This is a genomic window from Clostridium sp. (genome assembly GCF_029267215.1).
In the GTDB taxonomy this organism is placed as follows: Bacteria; Bacillota; Clostridia; order Clostridiales; family Clostridiaceae; genus Sarcina.
In genome coordinates this window covers 162,874-188,268 of the sequence record NZ_JARIDH010000044.1, presented here as the reverse complement: position 1 = coordinate 188,268, position 25,395 = coordinate 162,874, and the positions used below count along the sequence as shown (strand labels likewise).

General features: G+C 27.9%; 25 protein-coding genes and 1 tRNA gene. 4 read left to right on the top strand and 22 right to left on the bottom strand.

Annotated features, from left to right (window positions below):
• Nucleotides 1-11: 11 nt before the first annotated feature.
• The 5 genes from Q1K13_RS08905 to Q1K13_RS08885 form a co-directional block, all read right to left on the bottom strand.
• Nucleotides 12-1,298, bottom strand: a complete 1,287-nt coding sequence (locus tag Q1K13_RS08905) for an alkaline phosphatase family protein (RefSeq protein WP_300349721.1) — start codon at nt 1,296-1,298, stop codon at nt 12-14.
• Nucleotides 1,299-1,509: 211 nt separating this feature from the next.
• Nucleotides 1,510-1,923, bottom strand: coding sequence for a hypothetical protein (locus tag Q1K13_RS08900; protein WP_300349718.1), 414 nt, complete (start codon nt 1,921-1,923; stop codon nt 1,510-1,512).
• A 200-nt stretch (nt 1,924-2,123) separates the two neighbouring features.
• Complete coding sequence (locus Q1K13_RS08895; protein WP_300349715.1) at nt 2,124-3,029, bottom strand: DUF368 domain-containing protein; 906 nt, start codon at nt 3,027-3,029, stop codon at nt 2,124-2,126.
• A gap of 38 nt (nt 3,030-3,067) precedes the next feature.
• Nucleotides 3,068-3,862 carry a M15 family metallopeptidase gene (locus Q1K13_RS08890; protein WP_300349713.1) on the bottom strand — a complete coding sequence of 265 codons (795 nt, stop codon included), beginning with the start codon at nt 3,860-3,862 and terminating at the stop codon, nt 3,068-3,070.
• A gap of 365 nt (nt 3,863-4,227) precedes the next feature.
• Nucleotides 4,228-4,314, bottom strand: a tRNA-Leu gene (locus tag Q1K13_RS08885).
• 141 nt (nt 4,315-4,455) lie between these two features.
• On the opposite strand from Q1K13_RS08885, the gene Q1K13_RS08880 reads away from it, so the two are divergent.
• Entirely contained in the window at nt 4,456-5,391 is a 936-nt protein-coding gene (locus tag Q1K13_RS08880; protein ID WP_300349710.1) for a DUF6414 family protein, read from the top strand.
• A gap of 47 nt (nt 5,392-5,438) precedes the next feature.
• Here Q1K13_RS08880 and Q1K13_RS08875 read toward each other — a convergent pair whose 3' ends face one another.
• Together Q1K13_RS08875 and Q1K13_RS08870 are read right to left on the bottom strand one after the other, a co-directional pair.
• Nucleotides 5,439-6,308 (bottom strand): methionyl aminopeptidase, encoded by an 870-nt coding sequence (locus Q1K13_RS08875; protein ID WP_300349708.1) that lies wholly within the window; start codon nt 6,306-6,308, stop codon nt 5,439-5,441.
• A gap of 129 nt (nt 6,309-6,437) precedes the next feature.
• Nucleotides 6,438-7,034 (bottom strand): zinc dependent phospholipase C family protein, encoded by a 597-nt coding sequence (locus tag Q1K13_RS08870; protein WP_300349705.1) that lies wholly within the window; start codon nt 7,032-7,034, stop codon nt 6,438-6,440.
• Between the two features lie 99 nt (nt 7,035-7,133).
• Between Q1K13_RS08870 and Q1K13_RS08865 the strand changes: the two genes are divergently transcribed.
• Nucleotides 7,134-8,060 carry an FG-GAP repeat domain-containing protein gene (locus Q1K13_RS08865; protein WP_300349702.1) on the top strand — a complete coding sequence of 309 codons (927 nt, stop codon included), beginning with the start codon at nt 7,134-7,136 and terminating at the stop codon, nt 8,058-8,060.
• 67 nt (nt 8,061-8,127) lie between these two features.
• Here the strand turns inward: Q1K13_RS08865 and Q1K13_RS08860 are convergent, their stop codons facing one another.
• The 11 genes from Q1K13_RS08860 to Q1K13_RS08810 form a co-directional block, all read right to left on the bottom strand.
• Nucleotides 8,128-8,754: a hypothetical protein gene (locus tag Q1K13_RS08860; RefSeq protein ID WP_300349700.1), complete on the bottom strand. Its 627-nt coding sequence runs from the start codon at nt 8,752-8,754 to the stop codon at nt 8,128-8,130.
• A gap of 86 nt (nt 8,755-8,840) precedes the next feature.
• Nucleotides 8,841-9,101, bottom strand: a complete 261-nt coding sequence (locus Q1K13_RS08855; RefSeq protein ID WP_300349698.1) for a hypothetical protein — start codon at nt 9,099-9,101, stop codon at nt 8,841-8,843.
• A gap of 43 nt (nt 9,102-9,144) precedes the next feature.
• On the bottom strand, nt 9,145-9,336 hold the full coding sequence (locus Q1K13_RS08850) for a hypothetical protein (RefSeq protein WP_300349695.1): 192 nt from the start codon (nt 9,334-9,336) through the stop codon (nt 9,145-9,147).
• A 39-nt stretch (nt 9,337-9,375) separates the two neighbouring features.
• A complete protein-coding gene (locus Q1K13_RS08845) occupies nt 9,376-9,843 on the bottom strand; it encodes a hypothetical protein (RefSeq protein ID WP_300349693.1) in 468 nt (155 codons plus the stop codon).
• 168 nt (nt 9,844-10,011) lie between these two features.
• Nucleotides 10,012-10,608 (bottom strand): ribosome biogenesis GTP-binding protein YihA/YsxC, encoded by a 597-nt coding sequence (gene yihA / locus Q1K13_RS08840; RefSeq protein WP_300349690.1) that lies wholly within the window; start codon nt 10,606-10,608, stop codon nt 10,012-10,014.
• A complete protein-coding gene (gene lon, locus Q1K13_RS08835) occupies nt 10,608-12,947 on the bottom strand; it encodes an endopeptidase La (RefSeq protein ID WP_300349687.1) in 2,340 nt (779 codons plus the stop codon). The genes yihA and lon overlap by 1 nt, the downstream gene beginning before the upstream one ends.
• 249 nt (nt 12,948-13,196) lie before the next feature.
• Entirely contained in the window at nt 13,197-14,915 is a 1,719-nt protein-coding gene (gene lonB, locus Q1K13_RS08830; RefSeq protein ID WP_300349684.1) for an ATP-dependent protease LonB, read from the bottom strand.
• A gap of 112 nt (nt 14,916-15,027) precedes the next feature.
• Entirely contained in the window at nt 15,028-16,335 is a 1,308-nt protein-coding gene (gene clpX / locus Q1K13_RS08825; RefSeq protein WP_300349681.1) for an ATP-dependent Clp protease ATP-binding subunit ClpX, read from the bottom strand.
• A 39-nt stretch (nt 16,336-16,374) separates the two neighbouring features.
• On the bottom strand, nt 16,375-16,959 hold the full coding sequence (clpP, locus tag Q1K13_RS08820; RefSeq protein ID WP_300349678.1) for an ATP-dependent Clp endopeptidase proteolytic subunit ClpP: 585 nt from the start codon (nt 16,957-16,959) through the stop codon (nt 16,375-16,377).
• Between the two features lie 191 nt (nt 16,960-17,150).
• A complete protein-coding gene (gene tig / locus Q1K13_RS08815; RefSeq protein ID WP_300349674.1) occupies nt 17,151-18,428 on the bottom strand; it encodes a trigger factor in 1,278 nt (425 codons plus the stop codon).
• Between the two features lie 126 nt (nt 18,429-18,554).
• Nucleotides 18,555-19,343 (bottom strand): sugar phosphate isomerase/epimerase family protein, encoded by a 789-nt coding sequence (locus tag Q1K13_RS08810; protein ID WP_300349671.1) that lies wholly within the window; start codon nt 19,341-19,343, stop codon nt 18,555-18,557.
• A gap of 204 nt (nt 19,344-19,547) precedes the next feature.
• Here Q1K13_RS08810 and Q1K13_RS08805 point away from each other — a divergent pair, with 204 nt between their 5' ends.
• On the top strand, nt 19,548-21,137 hold the full coding sequence (locus Q1K13_RS08805; protein WP_300349668.1) for a DEAD/DEAH box helicase: 1,590 nt from the start codon (nt 19,548-19,550) through the stop codon (nt 21,135-21,137).
• 43 nt (nt 21,138-21,180) lie between these two features.
• On the opposite strand, the gene Q1K13_RS08800 is transcribed toward Q1K13_RS08805, so the two are convergent.
• Nucleotides 21,181-21,417 (bottom strand): hypothetical protein, encoded by a 237-nt coding sequence (locus Q1K13_RS08800; RefSeq protein ID WP_300349665.1) that lies wholly within the window; start codon nt 21,415-21,417, stop codon nt 21,181-21,183.
• A gap of 198 nt (nt 21,418-21,615) precedes the next feature.
• On the opposite strand from Q1K13_RS08800, the gene deoD reads away from it, so the two are divergent.
• The gene (gene deoD, locus Q1K13_RS08795; RefSeq protein ID WP_300349662.1) at nt 21,616-22,323 is read left to right on the top strand and encodes a purine-nucleoside phosphorylase; all 708 of its coding nucleotides are present in this window, start codon (nt 21,616-21,618) and stop codon (nt 22,321-22,323) included.
• Nucleotides 22,324-22,362: 39 nt separating this feature from the next.
• On the opposite strand, the gene Q1K13_RS08790 is transcribed toward deoD, so the two are convergent.
• The 3 genes from Q1K13_RS08790 to Q1K13_RS08780 all read right to left on the bottom strand — a co-directional run bounded on the left by Q1K13_RS08790 (nt 22,363) and on the right by Q1K13_RS08780 (nt 25,258).
• On the bottom strand, nt 22,363-23,658 hold the full coding sequence (locus Q1K13_RS08790; protein ID WP_300349659.1) for a TcaA 3rd/4th domain-containing protein: 1,296 nt from the start codon (nt 23,656-23,658) through the stop codon (nt 22,363-22,365).
• A gap of 10 nt (nt 23,659-23,668) precedes the next feature.
• Nucleotides 23,669-24,013, bottom strand: a complete 345-nt coding sequence (locus tag Q1K13_RS08785; RefSeq protein WP_300349657.1) for a hypothetical protein — start codon at nt 24,011-24,013, stop codon at nt 23,669-23,671.
• Nucleotides 24,014-24,346: 333 nt separating this feature from the next.
• Nucleotides 24,347-25,258 carry an exonuclease domain-containing protein gene (locus tag Q1K13_RS08780; protein ID WP_300349654.1) on the bottom strand — a complete coding sequence of 304 codons (912 nt, stop codon included), beginning with the start codon at nt 25,256-25,258 and terminating at the stop codon, nt 24,347-24,349.
• Nucleotides 25,259-25,395 lie beyond the last annotated feature (137 nt).

The following is a 25,395-nucleotide window of genomic DNA, read 5'->3' as shown; positions in this document are numbered from 1 at the left end:
CTAGAATTATTCTAAATTTTAAAAATTCTTTCTTCTACTACTCCATCTATGTCTTTAAATTTAATTCCAAGTATTTTCCCTAATGTTGGTGCATGGTTTATAAGGCTTCCACCTTCTAACTCAAAATCTTCCTTAATACCTTTCCCACATGCTAAGAAAAATGTTTCATATTCCTCTTTTTCCGGAGAATATCCATGCACAGCTTTATATATATGTCCATTTTTTATTCTACTTGTATTTTCTACAAATTCTCCTAAAACTTCATTTGTAAAATAATAACCTAAACTTCCCTCAACCATATAATCACATATAGAATCAGCACCTAAATTAATAGCCTCCTCTCTTGTTATTATTTTTTCTATAGCACCCATTTCTTTTAATCTCTCAAGAATTTTTAAAACCATTTCTCTTTCTTTAGGCTTAGCCTCTCTACTTATATATATATAAGCTGAACCTCCACACTCTCTTGCTACAGCTTTAAAGTCTAAAATCTTATTTCCATCACTACTTAAAAGTCCTTCTTTTTTAAATTCACTATTTAATCTTATTACATTATTAACATCAATTGCACTATGATCCCCTAGTAAAACTATGGTAGTATCTTCATAAATACCCGATTTTTTAAGAGAATCTATTATTTCACCAACTCTCTTATCATGTCTATTTAAAGCATCAAAGGCCTCCCTACTAAAATATCCATAGTCATGCCTATGAGAATCTACATCTATTAAATGAATCATCGTCAAATTCGGTTTATAATTTTCTATTGTATATTTTGTACACTCTGTAACAAAATCATCTAAATAAGGCTCCCTTGTTCCTCTTCTGATATCACCAAATTTTTTATTTAAATTTAACTGGTAAAAAATACTTCCTGCTAAAGCTGACATTACTATTTGATTATGCCAAGGTTTTGTTTCAAATATCTCTGGCATATTATAATCAATCTTCATCTTACCTGTAACTGGCCAAACAATAGAGCATGTTTTAAGCCCTTTTTCCCTAGCTAAATCAAATAAGGTATCTCCTTTTATTTTATTTCCATACCAGTTCCAGTTTGGATTCTCATCTTTTATATTTAAAACAGTATTATTTGTTATTCCATGGTTAACTGGATATTTACCAGTTACTATAGAAACATGCGCTGGATATGTTAATGATGGATATATAGTCTTAATATTTTTTATTAAAGCCCCACTTTTTATTAACTTAGAAATATTAGGTAATGTCTTTAATATTTCCACATCCTTTGATGAAACTGCATCTAAAGAAATAACTATCATATTTTGTTTTTTCATATTTTATTATGCACTCCTAAATCTTAAGCTTCTTATGAATTATATTTATTAGTATAAATTTTTAATTAAGCATAAATGTATCTTACGAAATATTATACATCTACTTTTACCCTTAAAAAAGATTAATTAACCTACTTTTTAATATTTTTCCCAAATTATCATATAAAAATAAAATACTTAAGAAACCTCTTAAGTATTTCATAAGCAAATATTATTTAACTATATCTTTAGCTATTTCTTCTAACTTTTCTTCTCCATCTTCCTCAGAAAAGTTATAAAAACAATTAGCTACTTGTATTTTCTTAGCTCTTGATATATTTAAGTCTTTAGCTACTTTTTCTAAGAAATCAACTTCTTCTATGTCGCAATCTTCATCAACTAAACCTATTCTAACAATTTCAAAATAAACTATATTTTTTATTTTTTCTGAAGAATCTTTAATTATATTTATTGCTTTTTCATATGATAAATTTTCTAACTCTTGTTTTTCTAAGTCTAATTCTTTTACATATGTATTTATTAAAGCTTCTTCTTCTTTTCTTATATCTTCATCTACTAATGCAAACTCAGTTACTAAATTTATAAATGCTAAAGCTTGTTCTTTATTTAATTCCTTTAAAAACATAATTGTCCCTCCGTTATTTTATAGTTTATTAATACTATACTATAAAATTTACCTCTTAACAAAGTATTTAATGATTAAATTTCAAGTAATACTCCATATCCTTTTAAGGATTCTAAGTTATATTAAAAAAATCTATATAATTTAAAAATAAATAAACTGTATTAACTAATAAAGCTAATACAGTCTTTAATTCTTTATATTTATGAAACTTTTTCTTTATTCTCTAAGTAAACTTTTAATTGCTGTAATCCAATTATTAATCCTCCACCTATTAAAAAGAATAATAAATTAAAACTACTTAAATTCATAGCAGCTTTTGGAATTTCTAAAGTTGTAGGCCCCATAAATACAGCATATATAGATCCAATCATTAATCCTATTATAAAATAAATCATTTTAGCTCTATAATTTGAAAGTAAAAATTTTATTAATCTTATTGTTGTAATTATTCCAGTTAATACTCCTAAAGCAAATACTATAAGCATAGGTAAATAATTGAAGTTTAAAGTTAAAACCTCCTTAACCGCATTTACTACTGGTGCATATAACCCAAATATTAAAAGTAATGTTGATCCAGATATTCCTGGAAGAACCATGGCTGAAATTGCTATCATACCTGCTATGAATATATATATAGCTAATGAAATTGAAAATTGATCTAGTGTTATACTAGTTCCTTTAACCCCTCCACTTGCTGGATTAAAATATGTTATAGCCCCTACAATTGCCATTCCTATAATTGTATATATTACATAACTATAATTTTTCTTTAAAGCTTTTTTATCCTCACTTATTATTATTGGTATAGAAAAAATTATAAATCCTGTAAAAAGAGAACTTATTTTATATATCTCCTTATCAAATATGGACGCTATAAAGAATATAGACATTACCATACCAACTACCCATCCTATTCCTAATTTTAGTAAGAATATTAAAGCCTCTTTCTTCGTTACATCTGTTTTCTTTGTGGATGTTAATGCATTTAATGAACTTATAAACTTATTATAAAACCCCATTATGAATGCTATAGTTCCACCTGAAACACCAGGTACACTATCTGCTAATGCCATTAAAACCCCTCTTATAAAGTTAATCACATACATAAAATATCTCCTTTAGTATTATATATTGTTTATAATTATTACTTTGTATTAATACCTAATTTTTTATATATTTCCTCTAATGTTAAGTTATTGTCATGACAATATTTACTCACTTCTAAATTCCCAATATATCTATAATGCCATGGCTCATATGTATAACCTGTTATATTTTCTTTACCTCTATGATATCTAAATATAAAACCATATTTATATGCATTATTAAGTAACCATTGCCCTTCTTTTGTATCTTCAAAAGCCTCTTCTAGCTGAAAATCTAACTTTTTAGTTGTTATATCAACAGCTAATCCTAATTGATGTTCACTTCTCCCAGGAAGTGCAACCAAGTCACTTGAATTACTATTTTCTCTTTTTAATGCTCTATTATAAAGATACTCTTGTTCATCAAAAGATCTATATGCACATGATAAATATAATTCAACCCCTTCTTTCTTTGCATCTTGAAACATTTTTTCCAATGGTTCTTTTATAATAGAACTAACCTTACTTCTAGGCTCGTTCTTAACTCCTACTAAAGCTATATTAGGAGTAACAAGCTTCTCTGGAGCATAGTTTTTATCTATAGGATGTTCTTCGTTTACTAATTTGAAAAGGCCAGATTTATCATTTAATATTATTTCCTTAATTTTAAGATCTTCCTTTGAAAGTTTTTCATCTTTATTTTGAACATTTTTATTTAAAATATCTTTTTCATTAATTTCTATATTATTTTCTAAAGCATTACTCTTAATTACAGCCATATCTTTTCCAATTAAAATGGCTATTATAGAAAATATTATAATTATTCCTATTAAAATATATTTTTTAAGTTTCACTTAAATTTACCTCCAATTACTATTTAAACAGATTCACTTTACATTATTGACAAAAGTAATATATATAAACCTATTATTAAGCCTTAATCTGTAAATTTATAATTCAAGATACTTTTAACTAAAATATGTAATACAAGCTTTATTATATTATAGAAATCAAATCATATTCAATATAATAACTTAAAAGTTTAATTTAAATTTAAATTTTAACACTTATTAAAACAATTAAAATGAGTTGCTATTATATTTATAATAAAAAGAGGCCTTAAAAAGCCTCTATTATTAACAATATATATTCATTATTATCTACTATTTAATGAATATATTTATTAAATAAAAAAACATCTGATTTTAAACCAGATGTTTGGTGCCGAAGACGGGACTCGAACCCGTACGAGTATTAGCCCGGCGGATTTTGAGTCCGCTGCGTCTGCCAATTCCGCCACTTCGGCAAGTACATTTGTATTATATATTAATTACACTTTATTGTCAATATATACATCATTATTCCATTTATTATTATTATCATTCATAGGTAACAAATTAAACTAATATAATTTATAATAATATTGTATTATTTTAGGAGATAAACCATGAACAACCTTTTAAATCTTTTTATTTACATAGATGATTATTTAATAAAAAGTCTTTATTCAGTATATTTAAACGGCTATATAGATATAAGAACATCTAAAAGAATTTGCGACAACACCTTAACAGGTAGACTTCATATTGATGAAAATAATAGAATTTATTGTGGAGATGGAAAAACAAAAATATATAACAAAGGCTTTAAAACAAGTAATAGATCAAATGATTTTAATGAAACCTTTTTTAATGGAAATGATAGAAGTTTAGAAAATAGAGTATTTGGAAGAAGCGAAGAAGAAATTAAAAGAATTTATACTTCATTTGAACTTCATAACAATATGCTTCTTAGAATGATAAACTCAAATCACCTAAAAGATTTATCTACCCCCTCTTTTACAGACTTAAATTCATTAAAAGAAGGTGATTTCATAAAATTAAGAGGATGCATAAGCAATATTTCTATTTGTTCCTATTTAGATTCATTAATATCCCTAATAGAATGTTTTCCCGAAGAAACTTTAAATAAATTATTAGAAGGTAAAAATATAGGATCATTAACCTACCCAATACTTCTTAAACTACTTATCAAAATTAAAAATGCTCTTTCATCAAATAATACACAAGATATAGTTATGAATTGTAATGGCCTAAATTTAGTACTTTCAACAAACTCAAAATACTTTTTAAATGGAGAATGTTATGTTTTTGATAATGGTCATTGTAATGTAATAGGAAAAGTTCTTAAAGTTTGTAATGATGAAAGCTGTATAAATCTTTTAAGAAAATTAACTCAAGATGATTATTACGAAAAACTTTTTGACTCTCTTCTTCCTTATCTTGAGGTTCTAAAGGAGTTACAAATCCCAATTCCAGATTTTCCAAAAATAAAAATAAATGCTCCCGCAATTTTAATAACCCCTATAAGTATGTATTTTTAAAGGCTTTCTAAAATAATTAGAAAGCCTCTTAATTATAAATATATTTATTATTTAGCTATTATTTCAACACCATCTTCAGTTACTAAAATAGTATGCTCCCATTGTGCTGATAGAGATCCATCCATTGTTAAAGCAGTCCAATCATTATCTGCATCAACAAAAACATCATATTTGCCTTCATTTATCATAGGTTCAATAGTAAATATCATTCCAGGTACTAAAATCATACCTTCTCCTCTATTACCATAATGATATACAAATGGGTCTTCATGGAATTTTAATCCTACTCCATGTCCTCCAAAATCTCTTACTACTGAGTAGCCATTACTTTCAGCATGTTCTTGTATAGCAGCTCCAATATCTCCTAAGAATCCCCAAGGCTTAACAGCCTCTATTCCTTTTTCTAAGCATTCTTTAGCTACTTTAACTAATTTCTTAGCATTCTCACTTGCTTCTCCTATTATATACATTCTTGATGCATCTGAATAATACCCATTATATATAGTAGATACATCTACATTTATTATATCTCCTTCTTTAAGGATTATATTTTCATCTGGTATTCCATGACAAACCTCATCATTTATTGATGTACATACACTCTTAGGGAATCCACCATAGTTAAGAGGTGCAGGGATAGCCCCTTTACTTACAGTATAATCGTGCACTATTTTATTTATATCTTCAGTGCTCATTCCAGCCTTAATTTTTTCTCCAACTAAATCTAAAACAGCATTATTTATTTCAGCGCTTTTCTTTATTCCTTCTATTTGTTCCTTATTTTTTATAATCTCTCTAGTTGGAACTTCATATCCCTCTCTAGCCAAAGATTCTAATCTCTCATCAAACTCCATATGACATTTTTTGTATTTCTTACCACTGTTACACCAACATGCATCGTTTCTATTTAGTTTCATTTTTATTCTCCTCGTAAAAAATTGATTATTATATACTTTAAGTATATAACAATCAATACTTTTTTCAAGTAAACTAAATTATAAAATAAAAAAATTCAAATTCAAATAAATGAAATAAAGTTAAAACCCTCAAAGCTTTATATACTCTGAGTTCATAAAAATCCTTTTATCATTATATTCAATACAATCTAAAACATATCTAGTAACAGAATTGGTTAAATACATTGCAAAAAATAAATCATTATGATATCCATATTTTTTTCTATAGTTTATAAGTGACTTTTCTAAAAAGGTAGTATAATCTGCATTTCCAAATATTTTATAACTATCACTTATAATTACTTTTTTATTTAATGCCTTCTGCATCTTTTTTTCATACATCACATGTTTAAGTGTTAAACTCTCCTTAAATCCCCATTCTTCATCATGAGGAAGTGAAAAAAAATCACAAAGAAAATGACACACTATTCCAAGTTCTATACTAAATTTTTCTTTTCCAATTTTCTCCTCAATATCTTTTGAATTCAACTTAATTAAATAAGAAACCTTTTCTTTTATTATTTTTTCAAATTGTTTTCTTCCATGCTTTTTTAATCTATATTTAGGCGATATGTCAGGAAGTACATTCCCTTTCAAAAAACTTTTAGGGTCAATAAGCTTTTTTCCTCTTCCATTAATAGAGTTTAATGTATTCTCACCTATTTCAAGATGAGTTTTATATAACATATCAATCACCACCTTTAATTTATTTTGTTCAAAAGAATAAAAAAAATTACAAATAATAAATTTTATAATTTCAACATATAATCTAATTGAGGTGATTATATGAAACTTACTAAGAAAAAATATGTAAAAATATGCATTTTAATCCTCTTATTGTTTATCGCTTATCCTATAGTTTCAGAAAAACTTTTAACAAAAAAACATACAATTGAAACTAATGGCAAGACTATTGTCCACCAAACAGTAAAAAGTGACCTAAATGGTGATGGCATAGATGATACTCTGTATATTTCATTAAAGGATAACATACATTATTATATGTATTCCTCTTTAAATAATAGAGATTATGATTTTAAGCCTTCAAAAAAAGTAAATTCACTTGGCTTATATTCAAATGATTGGCCTATGACCATAAATCTTATGGATTTAGATAGAAATACAATTCCTGAAATTATAATTCAATCATCAGAAAAAGATACCTCTATTCAACATATATTTAAATGGACAGGAGAAGAATTTGAAGATTTATTCTGTTCAACAAACAATATATTTGGGGTAGTTGATTCAAACAATGGAAAAACTCCTAAAATAATATCATTTACTTTAGGAGATTCATTAGAGGCTGTTCAAAGGCATATGCTTTTAAATAAAAACCTTAAAAATATATCCTATGATAATTTTGAAATATCAGGATTTAATGTAGTTAATCAATTTATAGATATAATATGTTTAAACTATGAAATTTCTGAACTTCCTAACATTTTCACAAACTATATAGCCTCAGAAGATCTTTCACTTATTTGGAAGCTAGATAAAGACTCCTTTACTTATTCATTTCAAGATGCATTCTTTAGAGATATTTCTTGGGATGATAAAGGCAACTTAAAATCCTGTAATTGGAGTTTAAACTTCAATAAAACAAATAAAAATGATCCCTCATTAAAGACTCAAATAAATTTCAACTTAACCTTAGAAAATATTGATAATACTTTTTATATAAATTCAATAAATCTACATTCTAAAAACTAAAATAAGACTAAATTAAAATTTAAAATTTTAATTTAGTCTTATTAATATAAAGATACATATCTCATACTTAATAAGTTATTTTTCCTTCCTTATACATCTTTAATACTTTATCCAAAAATCTTGCTTTTTGTGGGTCAACAATATTTTTTAATGAAACCAACATATTTATAATAGGATCCATGCTACTTTCATTATTCATTGAATTTCCACTAATTCCACCTGATGAATCTCCTCCTAATCCTCCAAACATATTAGCCAAGGCACCTAAACCTCCGCTTCCTATACCACTCATCATAGAATTCATTCCATTTCCACCTGCAGCTCCCCCACCAAATAAGCTCATAAGAGTGCTTAGATCTCCCATTGGATTATTTCCTCCTCCACCCATAGGATTGTTCCCTCCAAGCATAGCAGCTAGTGGATTATTATTTCCTAAAGGATTGCTATTTCCAGTTTTATTATTATTAGATTTATTATCTCCAACTTTTGAATTGTTTTCTTTATTATTTAATATAGAATTTATTGAATTCATATCAAAGCCATCGTTCCCCATAGAATTTAATACTTCTGATACTTTACTCATATCAACATTTCCAAGCCCCAACATTTCTAACATTTGTGGATTTAATCCACCCATAGGATTACCTTGATTTTGGTTTTGATTCCCATTATTCTTATGTCTTTTTTTTGACATTCTCCATCCTCCTTAATAATATTAAAAATATGTACTATAAATATATTTTTTAGGAGGGTTTAATCTTAAACCCTCCACAAATTATTCTAACAATAATTATAGCCGCAGCTATTTGCATTAGTTCCACCACATAGCCAGAATAATAAGAATAATATATATGCTCTATCATTGTTTAATAACCCAGATTGGCAAAGAATTAATAGAGTTGGTAATGCTGTACAAGCATTAAATCCTGAACATCTATTTCCACAATTTCCATGATCATAATCACAATCACAGCAATAATGTTTTTTACATTTACATTTACATCTACAGCATTTACATCTACAACATTTTCTTCTACTCATTAAATTCACTCCTTATTTAATTATATTTAATAAAAATTTAAAATTAGCAACAACATCCATTATTACATCCACAAGCATTATAACCTCCACATAATATTCCTAATAAAACTAGGATATATGCTCTATCGTTACATAATAATCCTGAACTTTGTAATACTAATAAAGTTGGTAATACTGTACAACAATCTAATCCTGCACAAGAATTATTATTATAGCAGCATCTTCTTCTACTCATAAACTTTCCTCCTTTGATTTTCTAAAAATAAAATTTAAACTAACATCCACAATTTCCTACGAAGTTGTTTCCACAATTATTTCCAAATCCAAATCTATTTCCACCACATAAAGTAGCAAGAACTATTATCCATATTAATGGAGCACATCCGTTACCATATCCATTTCCGCAACAACAATCATCATGGCAACAACATCCGCAACCTCCGCCGTAACCTCCGAAGCCACCGAAGCCACCGCCTCCAAATCCACCACCACAAAGTAGTAGTAACCAGAATAAAGTATAGAATCCTCCACCACAACCAAATCCACAATTGTTGTTTCCGAATCCACCACAACAATTATTATTTCCTGCATAATTATAATTGTTATATCCTGACACACCTATAGGTTGTCCACAATTATCATAAGAATTTCCACAATTTGCTGTACTATTGAATGACGGTGCTCCGCATGAATCCGCACAATTTTCAGCTGCCATTCCATCTAAGATTTCATTTAAATCCATAAACTTACCTCCTATATTTTTTCTTTATACTATATAGTATTCTAAATTCTAATTTTTGACACATATTAATGGAAAATTTAACTTATTTAGGGAATTAAATTATATCCATATTCATATACTTTAGTAAAAAAATACCCTTAAGTGTATCTATACACTTAAGGGTATTTACTATTCTTCTAATTCACATAAATCATCAAATAGATAATCTACAAGTTCATCTTTTCCTTTTTTATTTAATGATGAGAAGAACTTTAATTTATGGTCTTTAGGTAATCCTAAAGTTTCTTTTATAATCTTCTCGCATTTTCCTCTTTGGTTATTAGAGATTTTATCACTTTTAGTTGCAATAACAACTACTTCATATCCATAATATTTTATCCACTCATACATTTGAACATCATCTGCTGTTGGCTTATGTCTACAATCCACTAATAAAACTACTTTCTTTAAAGGCGCTCTATTTAATAAATATCTTTCAATTGTAGCTCCCCAACTTGCTTTTTCTTTTTTTGAAACTTTTGCATATCCATATCCCGGTAAATCTACCAAATAAAACTCTTTGTTTAATAAGAAAAAGTTTATTAATCTTGTTTTACCAGGTGTTTGGCTAACCTTAGCTAAGCCTCTTCTGTTTGTTAATGAATTTATTATAGAAGATTTTCCAACATTTGATCTTCCAACAAAAGCAATTTCAGGCAAATTATCATCAGGATATTGCTCTCTCTTAACAGCCGATATTATAAACTCAGAACTTTTTATTTTCATTATTCTTCAACTCCAACTAATGCATTTTTTAACACATCATCTATTTTATCTGCAAGTATAATATTTAAACTTTCCTTAACTATCTTAGGAAGTTTAACTACATCTTTTTCATTTTCCTTAGGTACAATAACAGTATCTATTCCTATTCTTCTAGCTGCTAAACATTTCTCTTTTAAACCACCTATTGCTAAAACTTTTCCTGTTAATGTAATTTCTCCAGTCATGGCTACATTATGCTTAACCTTTTTACCAGTTAATGCTGAAACTAAGGAAGTAGCCATTGTTACTCCAGCTGATGGACCATCTTTAGGAACTGCTCCCTCTGGTGCATGTATATGAATATCCTTTTTGGAATAAAACTCATCTTTTATTCCTAATTCTTTCATATTGCTTCTTACATATGTATAAGCCGCCTTAGCAGATTCTTTCATAACATCCCCTAGTTTACCTGTTAATTCTAATCTACCTTTTCCATCCATGACCATAACTTCTACTGGAAGAGTATCTCCGCCATAAGCTGTCCAAGCCATTCCCATGACTACTCCTACTTTATCTTCTTTATCTATTTCATCATAACTAAAGATTTTTGGTCCTAAGTATTTTTCAACTTGTTTTGTAGATATACTTAATTTTTCTTTATTCTTTTCTATTATATCCTTTATTCCTTTTCTTATAACATTAGCTATTTGTCTTTGAAGATTTCTTACTCCAGACTCTCTAGTATAACTATCTATTATAAGTTTTAATGCAGAATCTGAAATACTTATTTTTTTATTGTTTATTCCATGTTCTTTTAAAACCTTAGGTACTAAATATTTCTTAGCTATTCTAAATTTTTCTTCATAAGTATAGCCTGAAACTTCTATTAATTCCATTCTATCTAAAAGTGGTCTTGGAATTCCATCTAAAGAATTTGCAGTTGTTATAAACATTACTTCTGATAAATCCATATCTACTTCTAAATAGTGATCTCTAAAGGTTTTATTTTGCTCTTTATCAAACACTTCTAAAAGAGCATCAGCTGGATTCCCTTTAAAATCCATACCTAACTTATCAATTTCATCAAGTAAAAATACAGGATTCATACTTTTAGCTTCTTTTAATCCAGTAACTATTCTTCCAGGTATAGCTCCAACATAAGTTCTTCTATGTCCTCTTATATCAGCTTCATCTCTTACTCCACCTAATGACATTCTTACGAAATTTCTATTTAATGAAGTAGCTATACTTTTAGCTATTGATGTTTTACCTACTCCTGGAGGACCAACTAAACAAAGTATAGGTCCTTGAAGTGAATTGCTTATCTGTTTTACAGCTAGGTATTCTAAAATTCTATCCTTAACATCTTTTAGACCATAATGATCTTTATCTAAAACCTTTTTAGCTTCCTTAATATCCAGTCTATCTTTAGTATATTCTCCCCAAGGCATGTCCAATAAATTCTCTAAGTAAGATTTTATAGTGGCTCCCTCTTGAGAATACTGAAAAGATCCTTTAAGTCTTGAAATTTCATAATTTGCTTTTTCTTCAATTTGCTTTGTAAGATTTTTTTCTTCTATAAGCTTTTCAAATTCTTTTATAGTTTTCTTATTTTCATCATCTTCTCCAAGCTCTTCTTGAATAACCTTAATTTGTTCTCTTAAGTAATATTCTTTTTGACCTTTTTCAATTTTTTTCTTAACCTTACTTCCAATTCTTTTCTCTATTTTAGCAACTTCAATCTCTTGTTTTAAGTAAACTAAAAGTTTTTCAATTCTTTCCTTAATATCTAAAGTTTGAAGTACGTCTTGCTTATCCTCTTGCTTTATAAGAGCATATGAGGAAATTAAATCAGCTACCTTATTTAAATCTTTCTCTTCTTCTAAATTATCAAATAAATTTACGCCATTAACACCAGTACTTGCTGTTATATCTAAAAACTCAAAAAAGTCATCCTTTAACTTTCTTGATAAAGCTTCAAATTCATTTTCCTCTTCATTTTCATCATAAGTAACATCTATTTTTTCAATTGATGCTTCAAGTAACTCCTCTTTATCAAAGAATTCATCCATTCTTGCTCTTTCAATACCTTCAACTAAAACTCTTATAGTATCTTTTGGCATTTTTACAATTTGTTTAATCTCACATATTGTACCTATCTTAAAGATGTCATCTTCACTTGGATTGTCAATCTCAATATCTTTTTGAGCAGCTAAGAAAATCTTCTGATCTCCAGCCATAGCTCTCTCAACTGATTCTATTGACTTTTTCCTACCAACGTCAAAGTATATGACCATACTTGGAAATACAGTCAAACCTCTTAGAGGAATTAAAGGAAGAATTAATTTATCTTCTTTCATAAATATCCCCTCCAAAAAAAAAATTAATAACTACATATTATATAAATATATAGCCTTTAACAAGTATACACATAATGTAGATATTTTTCAACCTTAAATAATGTACAAAAAGTAAAGACTATCTTAATGATAGTCTTTAAAATAATTTTTTTCATAATATCATTTATTTTTTCTTAAATAGCCTAAGTTAAACTAGATAATTGTGAAAAATCACAATTAAACTTATTTTAAAATAAGTTTAGTCAAAATTTATTGTTTTATATCACTTTGTTTTATTCCATCTGCATTTAATGCACTAGTACCAAAAAACATACTATTTTCTTGTAAATCAAAACTTTCACTTTCTAAAATATCTTCTTTTATTAATGCTATTTCTAAAACTTCTTTTATATTTTTAACAGGAATAATATCTATTCCCTCTATATCCTTTGATACACTACTTAAATTTTCTTTTGGAATAATAACCTTATTGGCTCCTGCACTTTTAGCTGCTAGTATTTTAGCATTTACTCCTCCAATAGGTTTAACCTTTCCTTTTATTGATATTTCCCCTGTCATAGCCACTCTATTACTTACAGGAATCTCTTTAATAGCACTATATATGGCAGTTGCAATACTTATGCCTGCTGATGGCCCATCAACTGGAATTCCTCCAGGAAAATTAACATGAATATCATACTCTCTAGAATTTAAATTAAAAATATTATCTAAGACAGTAAGTACATTTTGTACTGAACAATAGGCAGTACTTTTTCTCTTTATTTTCTTTTCCTCTCTTCCAAGTTCCTCATCATCTACTATTCCTGTAATCTTTATATTACCAGATAAATTTTTAGAAGGTTTTGCAGTTGCTTCTATCTCCATAAGTGCACCACTATTAGCCCCATAAACTGCAAGCCCATTTACATATCCAATTTCAGGTTTATCATTTATACTTTTTTCCATTCTAGGATTATATTGTCCGTTTTCTATTACCCAATAAATATCACTTTCTTTTATATAATCTCTACTATCATTAATAGCAAGACCAGAACAAAGCTGAATTAAGTTTATTACTTCTCTACCATTTGTACAATAATTAGAAACTATATCTAATCCCTTATCACTAATTTTATAACCAACCTTTTTTACAGAATTTAAAGCTATCTCTTTTATTTCTTCCTTACTTAGTCCTCTAAAAAATATTTCTACACATCTTGAACGAATAGCTGGCACTATCTCCTCTGGACTTCTCGTTGTTGCACCAATAAGTCTAAAATCAGCTGGAAGTCCATTGTCAAATATCTCTTTTATATACCTAGGCATATTAGGATCCTCTGAACTATAGTATGCAGAATCTAAAAATACCTTTCTATCTTCTAAAACTTTTAATAATTTATTTAATTCTATAGGATGAAGTTCTCCTATTTCATCTATAAATAATATTCCTCCATGTGCTTTTGTAACCGCTCCTGGTTTAGGTTGTGGAATTCCTGCAATCCCTAAAGATCCAGCACCTTGATATATAGGATCATGAACAGACCCTATTAATGGATCTGCTATTCCCCTCTCATCAAATCTTAAAGTTGTTGCATCAATTTCAACAAATTTTGATTCCTTATTAAACGGGGAGCAAACCTTCTTCTTAGCTTCCTCAAGAATTATTCTAGCAGCAGCCGTTTTTCCAACTCCAGGTGGTCCATAGATTATAACATGCTGTGGATTAGGTCCACACAAAGCAGCTTTTAATGCTTTTATACCTTTTTCTTGCCCAATTATTTCTTCTAAATTAATTGGTCTACTTTTTTCGGTTAATGGTTCAGTTAACTTTATCATTCTTAATCTATTTAACTTTTCCATTTCTTTTGCATTTTCTTTCTCTAAAACATTATTATTTTTCTCTTTATTATTTAAAGATTTTCTCATATAAATAAAAAATACTAATGACATTATTAATTGTAATAACATTATAAGTATATAAGGATTCATTTTAAACACCTCCTATCTTTATATTTAGTATTTACTCATTATTGAGATTATATTCCAAAAAAACCATAAAAAAAAATAAAAAAAAGATGCATAATAATATGCATCTTTTTTATTAAGCAGTTTCTATATCTTTTCTACTTTTAACTTTTTTTTCAGTTCTTAAAACTGGTCTTACTTCGCCTTCAGCCATTCTTTCAACTTCAGGTTCTTTTTTTTCTTTTATAGTTTCAGCAGTTATAGTTGTTTTAACAATAGTTTCTTCTGATGGTATTTCAAACATTATATCCATCATAGTTTCTTCAACTATAGCTCTTAATCCTCTAGCACCAGTTTTTCTTTCAATAGCCTCATCAGCGATTGCTTTTAAAGCATCATCTGTAAACTCTAGCTTTACATTATCAAGTTCAAATAACTTTTTATATTGTTTAACTAAAGCATTCTTAGGCTTAGTTAAAATACTTACAAGAGCTTCATTGTCTAAAGCTTCTAAAGTTACTAATACAGGAAGTCTTCCTACAAATTCAGGAATTAATCCAAATTTTAATAAGTCTCCAGGCATTATTTCTTTTAAAAGTTCTCCAACATTTTTCTCATGTTTTCCTTTAACATCAGCACCAAATCCTATTGAACTCTTGGTACCTCTTTTTTCTATTATCTTATCAACACCATCAAATGCTCCACCACAAATAAATAAAATATTTGAAGTATTTATTTGTATGAACTCTTGATGTGGATGTTTTCTTCCTCCTTGCGGTGGTACTGAAGCAGTTGTTCCCTCTAATATTTTTAATAGAGCTTGTTGAACCCCTTCTCCTGAAACATCCCTTGTAATAGATGGATTTTCTGATTTTCTTGCAATCTTATCAATCTCATCTATATATATTATTCCTTTTTCAGCTCTCTCAACATCATAATCAGCATTTTGAATAAGCTTTAAAAGAATATTTTCAACATCTTCTCCAACATAACCAGCCTCTGTTAATGTAGTAGCATCAGCAATCGCAAAAGGTACATTTAACATCTTTGCAAGTGTTTGTGCAAGTAATGTTTTACCAGAACCTGTTGGCCCTAATAAAAGAATATTACTTTTTTGAAGTTCAACATCATCCTCTGCTTTATTAGCATTGATTCTTTTATAATGGTTATAAACAGCTACAGCTAAAGATTTTTTAGCTCTTTCTTGACCAACAACATATTGATCTAAGTATTCTTTTATTTCTTGTGGTTTTGGTAAACTACTTGAATCTAGTGATGTAGATGATGTGTTTCCCTCAAATTCATCTTCTATTATTTCTGAACAAAGTTCTATACACTCATCACATATATATACACCAGGTCCAGCTATTAATCTTTTAACCTGTTCTTGATTTTTACCACAAAAAGAACATCTTAATTGCTTTTTATCTTCAAATTTTCCCATCTTATCCACCTCAACTTTCAATAAGACTTAAGTTGTAGATTATTTTCTCTCTATAACTTTATCTATTAATCCATATTCTACAGCTTCTGATGCTTCCATGAAATAATCTCTTTCAACATCTATCTTTATTTTATCAAGAGGTTGATTTGTATTCTCGCTTAATATTTGATTTAATTTATCTTTAATTCTTAATATTCTTTTAGCATGAATATCTATATCAGTTGCTTGCCCTTGGAATCCACCTAAAGGTTGATGTATCATTATTTCAGCGTTAGGTAATGCAAATCTCTTTCCTTTTGCTCCTGAAGATAGTAAGAATGCTCCCATTGAAGCTGCCATACCTACACATATTGTAGATACATCAGGTTTGATATATTGCATTGTATCATAAATCGCCATCCCTGAAGTTATAGAACCACCTGGAGAATTTATGTAAAGATATATATCTTTATCTGGATCTTCACTCTCTAAAAATAATAGCTGTGATACAACAAGGTTAGCTGATACATCATTAACCTCTCCACTTAACATTATTATTCTATCTTTTAATAATCTTGAGAATATATCATAACTTCTTTCGCCTTTGCTTGTTTGCTCAACTACCATAGGTACTAAATTACTCATGAAATTCCCTCCTTTTAAAACTATAATTATAATATTGCCATTTATACTACTAAAACATACATCATCATAATTATTATATAAAAAAAATAGTATTTTGTTAATTAATGTTTTTTCAACATTCTTTTAAATTTTAAAATAATTGCCAAGAAATACTTCCTGGCAATTATCTGAAAGTTCTATTTTATTATTAATTATTTTAATAACATATTTAAAGTTTTTTCTCTTTTAACATCTAACTCTAAAGCATCTCTTTGAGCGTTTAATAAAAGTTCAACCATTTTCTCTGATTGCTCTCCATTTGAGTACATTTTAGCAACCTCTTCAGCCTTAGCTTTTAATTCTTCTTCAGTAGCTTCTATGTTCTCAGCTTTCATGATAGCATCCATAACTAATTCAGTCTTAACTTTTCTTCCTGCATTTTCTTTCATGTAAGACTTCATTTTATCTTCTGAGCTTCCAGTGAACTCGTAGTATTGCTCTAAGCTTAGTCCTTGTTGTCCTAATCTCATTTCTAAATCTCTTACCATGTTTTCAACTTCTCTGTTTACCATAGCTTCTGGAATTTCTACTGTTGCGTTATCAACTATTGTATTTATAACTTTTTCTTCTTTTTCTCTCTTAGCTCTTATTTCGTTAGCTTTTTCAGCTTTTTCTTTTAAATCAGCTTTTAAAGCTTCTAAAGTATCAAACTCTGAAACTTCTTTAGCGAACTCGTCATCTAAAGCAGGTAATTCTTTAACTTTTATTTCTTTTACAGTTACTTCGAATTTAGCTTCTTTTCCGTTTAAATCTTCTTTTCCGTAAGCCTCTGGGAAAGTAACAAGAACGTCTTTGCTTTCTCCAGCTTTTAATCCGATTAATTGCTCTTCAAAGTTATCTATGAAGCTTCCTGATCCGATTTCTAATGGGTAATCATGTCCTTCTCCACCTTCGAACGCTTCGTCACCTATAAATCCTTTGAAGTCTATAACAGCTATGTTTCCATTTTCAACTGTTCCTTCTTCTTTAACTTCTACTCTAGCATTTCTAGCTTGCATATCAGCTAATTGTTTTTCTATATCTTCTTCTTTAACTTCGTATGAAACTTCTTCAACTTCTAATCCTTTGTACTCTCCTAAAGTAACTTCTGGGTAAGTAGTAACCTTAGCTTTGTAAACTAAGTCTTTTCCTTCTCCAACTTCAACTACTTCTATTTGTGGGTAATCAACAGGTTTTATGTCATTAGCTTCTAAAGCAGCTCCATAAGTTTTATCTATACAAGTATTTATTGCATCATCAAATAAAACTTCTACTCCGTAGAACTTCTTAACCATGTTCATTGGAACTTTTCCTTTTCTGAATCCTGGTATGTTAAAGTTCTTTGCATTTTTATTGTAAGACTTCTTTAAAGCTTCGTTAAAGTCTTTAGCATCAACTTTGATTTCTAATTCCACAACATTTGTGTCTATTTTGTTCATTTTAGCTTCCATTGTATATTCCTCCTGTAAATAGCCTTTAAATTCATAATATATATGAATTAACTAGGCAATTATAACATATAATTTCTTTTTTTATCAAATATTTCTTAAATTTTATGCTTACATTTATACATTTTATCATAATAGTAGATTTTTTTCTATAAAATATTTGACTTCTTTTAATTCTTCATATTTTTTAAAATTTTCTCTATAAACTTCAAGTATTAAAGGACCATTATAATTAACTTTTTTCAGTTTATCTATTATCTCTTTATAATTAACATTCCCTTTTCCAGGCAACATACAAACTTTTTCTTCGTTTCTATCATTTATGTGAAAGTTTATAAGTTTATCCCCCATAATATCTATATATTTAAGAGGATTTTCATTAGCCTTGTATGCCTGTTTAATATCAAATGTATATTTTATATCATATTTTATGTTGTTTTTTAAAAGTTTTAAAAACTCTAAATCTGAAGACATGCACCAAGATACATTTTCTTGAGATAAATATATATTATTTTCTCTAGCTATATACGCTAATTCATTATATATATCTAAAATTTCTTTCCTATTAATAACACCTAACTCTCTTTTTCTCATTCCATGAAAAGTATATGATTTAGATCCTAGTTTATTTGTCGCTTTACAAATTTCTTTAAATATTTTAAAAGAATCATCTCTTCTTCTTTTGTAATCATCAAACAAATACGGTTCATACATTGATGAAAAGAAATGTAGAGATTTTATATCAAAATTATATTTTTCTTTTTCTTCTATTAACTTTTTTAAAAATTCCTCGCTATATTCATAATATGTGTTTAAAAATAATTCTCCAAAATTAAATCCTAATTTTTTCATTGTTCCAATTGATTTTTCAAGTTCAAAATCAGGATAAAAACAAGCTGATGAAATTCCTACTTCCAATATTTTTCAACTCCCTTCATTTCATTTCCTATTATTATACATTATAGTAAACCATTAAATAAACTTTTAAATTTCATTTTAAATAATACCATTTGCTAATCTAATAATACTGTGATATGATTAGCTTTGTTTGATTGTGAGAATTTTTTAAAAATAAAATAAATTAAAAAAAACTAAAATATACGAAAAGAAAGAGGATAAAGAATGAACAATATAAAATTTGATGACTTAGGTCTTAAGGAAAGCTTACTTAAAGCTATAAAAGATATGGGATTTGAAGAACCATCTCAAATACAAGCTGAAAGTATTCCTGTAGCCCTAGAAGGACACGATATTATCGGTCAAGCTCAAACTGGTACTGGTAAAACAGCTGCTTTTGGATGTGCAATAATAAACAATGCTGATTTTTCAGGAAAGAAGAAATCACCTAAAGCACTTATTTTAGCACCAACTAGAGAGCTTGCTATTCAAGTTAACGAAGAACTTGTAAGACTTGGAAAACATGAAAAACTTTCTGTATTACCTATATACGGTGGTCAACCAATAGATAGACAGATGAGAGCATTAAGAAACGGCGTTGATATAGTTGTTGGAACTCCTGGTAGAGTTTTAGACCATATAAGAAGAAAGAGTTTACCACTTAAAGATATTAAATTCTTAGTATTAGATGAAGCTGATGAAATGTTAAACATGGGATTCATCGATGATTTAGAAGAAATTGTAAAATCATTAAATACTGACAGACAAACTCTTTTATTCTCAGCTACTATGCCTCAACAAATTAAGAAATTATCTAAGAACTACATGAAAGAAGATACTAAGCATATAGCTATCAAGAAAAGTTCTTTAACAGTTTCAAAAATAGAACAATACTACTTTGAAATAAAACACAGAGATAGATTCGAAACACTTTGCAGAGTTTTAGACTTTGATGAACCAAACGCTGCTATAATCTTCTGTAAGACTAAAAAAGGTGTTGATGAAGTAGTAGAAAAAATGCAAGCTAGAGGATATATGGTTGAAGGTATGCACGGAGATATGAGTCAAAACCATAGACTTCAAACTTTAAGAAAATTCAAAGAAGGAAGCTTAGACTTCTTAGTTGCTACAGATGTTGCTGCTAGAGGAATCGACGTTGAAAGTGTAACTCATGTTATAAACTACGATTTACCTCAAGATAATGAAAGCTATGTACATAGAATCGGAAGAACAGGAAGAGCTAACAGAGAAGGTGTTGCTTACTCATTAGTTACTCCAAAAGAATACATAATGCTTAAACAAATACAAAAACATACTAAGAGTAAAATAGTTAGAAAAGCTGTTCCTACAGTTGATGAAATATTCCAAAATAAGCACAATAACATAATAAACAATGTTAAATCAACAATTGAAGAAGCTTCAGAAGATTTCCAAAAATTCATTCCAATAGCTACTCAATTAGATGAAGATTATAGCTTAGTTGATGTTGCTGCTGCTCTTCTTAAGATAGTATTTGATAAAGAATCATCATTTGATTATACTTCAAATGCTTTAGAATCACCAGAAATGATGGAGGAAACTAGATTATTCTTATCAATAGGAAGAAGAGATGGGGTTACTCCAAAATCACTTGTAAACTTCTTAAAAGAAACTGCAAGAATAAACCCTAAGCAAGTTGGAGATATAGATTTAAAAGAAAACTTCTCATTTGCTAATGTTGCTACAGAAAGTGTTAACAACATAATGAAAAAATCAAATGGTAAAAAACTTAACAGAAGAACTGTTAATATAGAAGTTGCTAAAAAAAGAAAATAATAATGTAATATAAAAAAACATACTCAATTGAGTATGTTTTTTATTATCTCTTTTTACAACATCCACCTAATTTTTGAGAACAACTTCCACATCCATCCTTAGAGTTTTTAGGGCAACCTCCATTCTCTTTTTTAGAACATCCTCCTCTACTACAACAACTTTTCTTTAAACCAAGTTCCATTAACTCTTCCTCAGTTAAGTATTTTAATGGAAATTCATTCCCCCCAAAACTTTCATATTCTGGAGTATTCTTTATATTATTTTTATCTATATTTATCAAAATAATCTCACCTCATAAATTATAATTTTAAAAAATATAATCATATTAATTAATTTCATATTAAATTATTAATAATATAACATACTCTAATTTTATTAACCATAAAATTATTTTAATTTTTTCTATTATTTTAGATTTTTTCATTTATTTATGTTAAAATTTACTTATAAAAACATTTACATTTTAGGAGGTATTATTATGAGCGTTCATATAGGTGCAAAAGAAGGTCAAATTGCAGAAACTATTTTATTACCAGGAGATCCTCTTAGAGCTAAATTTATAGCTGAAACCTTTTTAGAAAATCCTGTTTGCTATAATAATGTTAGAGGTATGCTGGGATTCACAGGAACATACAAAGGAAAAAGAATATCAGTTCAAGGTACTGGTATGGGAGTCCCTTCAATCTCTATTTATGTTAATGAACTTATAAAAGACTATGGAGTTAAAAATCTTATTAGAGTAGGTACTGCTGGAAGTATGCAAGAGAATGTACATGTTAGAGATTTAGTTTTAGCAATGTCATCACATACTGATTCAGCTATAAACAAAGTTAGATTTAATGGTCTAGACTTTTCTCCAACAGCATCATTTAAGCTTTTAAAAGCTGCCTATGATACTGCTATAGAAAAAGGATATGATCCTAAAGTAGGAAGTGTATTCACAGCTGATAGCTTCTACAATGATAATCCAGATGCTTGGAAACAATGGGCTAAATTTGGAACTATTGCAGTGGAAATGGAAACCTCTGCCTTATATACATTAGCTTCTAAATATGGAGTTAATGCCTTAACTATACTTACTATAAGTGATCACTTAATCACAGCTGAAGAAACTACTTCTGAAGAAAGACAGACTACCTTTACTAAGATGATGGAAGTTGCTTTAGATACAGCTATAACTTTATAATAAAAAACCAGATTGAAATACTCAATCTGGTTTTTGTATTTACTCTTTTTTATTAATTGATGTTCCTGCTTCATCTAATCCTGGTAATGAAAAATCTTGAATATTATAAACTATCCAACTTCCATTTTCATATTTCATCTTAGTAAAAAAGTTCTTTTCCTTTGATTCACTCTTAATATCAATTCCTAAAAGTTTTTTCTTTATTTTATATGATACATTAACAACTATATTAGCTTCATATACCCCATGATTAAGCTCTATTGAACTATTCTCCATTTTTATTTGTAAATCACTTATATCATAATTATTTTTAAATAAGAAATACTTTTGGCTTAGTATTGAATAAACATTCTCCTTAACATCACTTGTTGAATTTTTTATACCATTCTTATCTTCAGAATTTAATGAATAAAATACACTATTATAAAATTCTCCTACTGCCTTATCTATCTCATCTTTTACAGGAGTATTTTTTAAATCTAAATCTATTTTTAATTCTGGATGATCTTTAATATAAACTTTTTCACTGTTAAGTTCTCCCCATGGAGTATCACATTTTATTGTTAAATACGTTGTTCCATCAGTTGGAAAAGGACCTACATCCTTAAAATCTTTCACCTTTATCTTAGAATTTTCTCCATTTATATAGACAATTCCATCCTGAAAACTACTTCTAACAGTTACCAAAACCCCATTTAAAGGAATATCAAACTTTTCTTTATCCATAAAAACAATTTTTTTCTCTTCTTTCAGATTAGAATTATATGATTTTTTCTCAACTTTAACATTATATAAACCTGGAAACTTGTTTACTATATTAAGAATTCCAGAACTGTTAGTTGTACCAATAAAATTCTCATCTAAATAAACATTAGAATCTTGAAAATTAGAACTTATTTGCATGTCTTTTTCTTTTAAACTAACAAACCATTTTTTCCCCCAAAAAGTATTTCTTGATTTTAATTTAGTTGAATATAATTCTTCACCTTTATCTAAGGCATAAACCAATTTATTAACCCTATTTTTATCTTCTTGAAAGAATCTTATGTATGGCACTAACTCTCCCTGAGTTATATGATTTCCATCATTTCCATCATTTAAAAGATTAATAAGTGCTCTCTCATTCCCTTTATTTAATGAGTTTGCTAGCTGTTCTACCACATCACTTTTCTTGCTAGTTACATTACCATATAAGAATATTATAACCCCTATAATTACAATTACTCCAACTATAATAACCTTTGGATTTTTTTCCTTTATTATAAGTTTTCCTCTGTCAGTATAATCTAAAACCTTCTCTTTAACTCCTCTTAAACTCTCTTTAAACTTTTCCATATGTTAAAGTTTACTCCTCTAATAAATTTATCATCCACTTGTTACATCCTATACATTTATAAACTTGAATTCCAAAAGGATATAACATTTCATCTTTAAACTTATCATAATTGCTTCTTAATTCTTTCAATGTATAGAAGTCATCATCTTCTGTTAAAGCTCCAACAAGCTCACATATGTAATTTTCTTTTGTGCTAAAACAGCAATCATTTTTATCAGTACACTGTATTTTCTCTATTTTCAACTCCCCTTGGAAGTCTTTTAATATGCTAACTATATCTTGAAACTCATTTATATCATCTTGAAATTCCTCTTCAAAAAACTCTATTCCATTTACTTCAAATAATTTATTCATTTTACCACCTCTAAAATATAAATATTTCATAATTACTATTTAAGTTTATTATTACATAAAATAATTAATTTTACTAACTTATTTTAGCATAATAATACTTATTGTAAATATATAAGGTTCTAAATAAGATTTATTTTTATGAATTAATTTTACTAGTATAGAAACAGATGTCTTATATAACGGCTATAAAATTATTTTTAGCCATGATCTATTTAAATTTTTTATTAACTTTTTATAATCCACAATATAGAAGATGCTTTATCTTTCTCATTCACCTTACTAAATAATCTTAACCCTAAAACAAAAAGAAGTACTCATATTAGAGCACTTCTTCTACTTTCCTATCATCAATAAAAATTCATCTTCATCAATTATTCTAATCTTATTGAAATCTTTTTTTAATTTTTCTGCCTTCTTTAACTTTAAACTTTTTTCTGATTCTTTAAGTTTTTCTACATCTCTTATCCCTGTAATAAGAATATCTGTTTTTTTACTTACAGAATTTGCAACGTCTCCTCCACATCTTATAACATTTCCAATAGCTTCAGCTCTAGACATAGAACTTAAAGGCCCAGTGAAAACAACATTCTTACATTTTAAAGAACTTGCCTCATTATTTACTTTTTTCTTATAATTTAAAGAGCTTATATATCTACATTCTCCCATTCTTCCAGCTGATTTATATCCTTTTTCGTAAACCTCTCCTATTCTTAAAGCTAATTTGCTTGATAACTCATCTAAAGTCCTTATATTTAATTCATCACATATATTCATAAGTATATTAGCACAAGCCTTTGCATCCTCTCCTGCATGGTGATGAGAAAATTCAAATCCTAAAGCTTCACTTACAGTTCCAAGCTTATGATTAGGTAAATTCTTATAAAAATTCTTAGCCATAGTAACTGTGCATGCATATTTAAAGTTTGGATAAGGAATATTATAAAAATCCAAAGTTTTTCTTAAAACACTAATATCAAAAGCTGCATTGTGAGCAACCACTAAACTTCCTTCAAAATCATCCTTTATTTCATTCCAAATCTCATCAAATGTTTTTTCTTTCTCAACATCTTCTGGTCTTATGCCATGTATCCATATATTCATAGGTTGAAATCTCATTTCACAAGGTTTTATTAAAAAATATTTTTCTTCACAAATCTTATTATCCTTAACAATAGTCAATCCAATAGAACAGGCACTATTCCTCTTCTCATTAGCTGTTTCAAAATCTATTGCAATAAAATCCATCTTCTGTCCTTCTCCCTTTCCATTTAGCAATAGTACTATTATAACATAAATCTTTTTTTATTTTTAATAAATTAAAATATACTATTTTCCCCGCTAACTTATAAATACATAAAATATAAATTCTGTTTAATGATAAA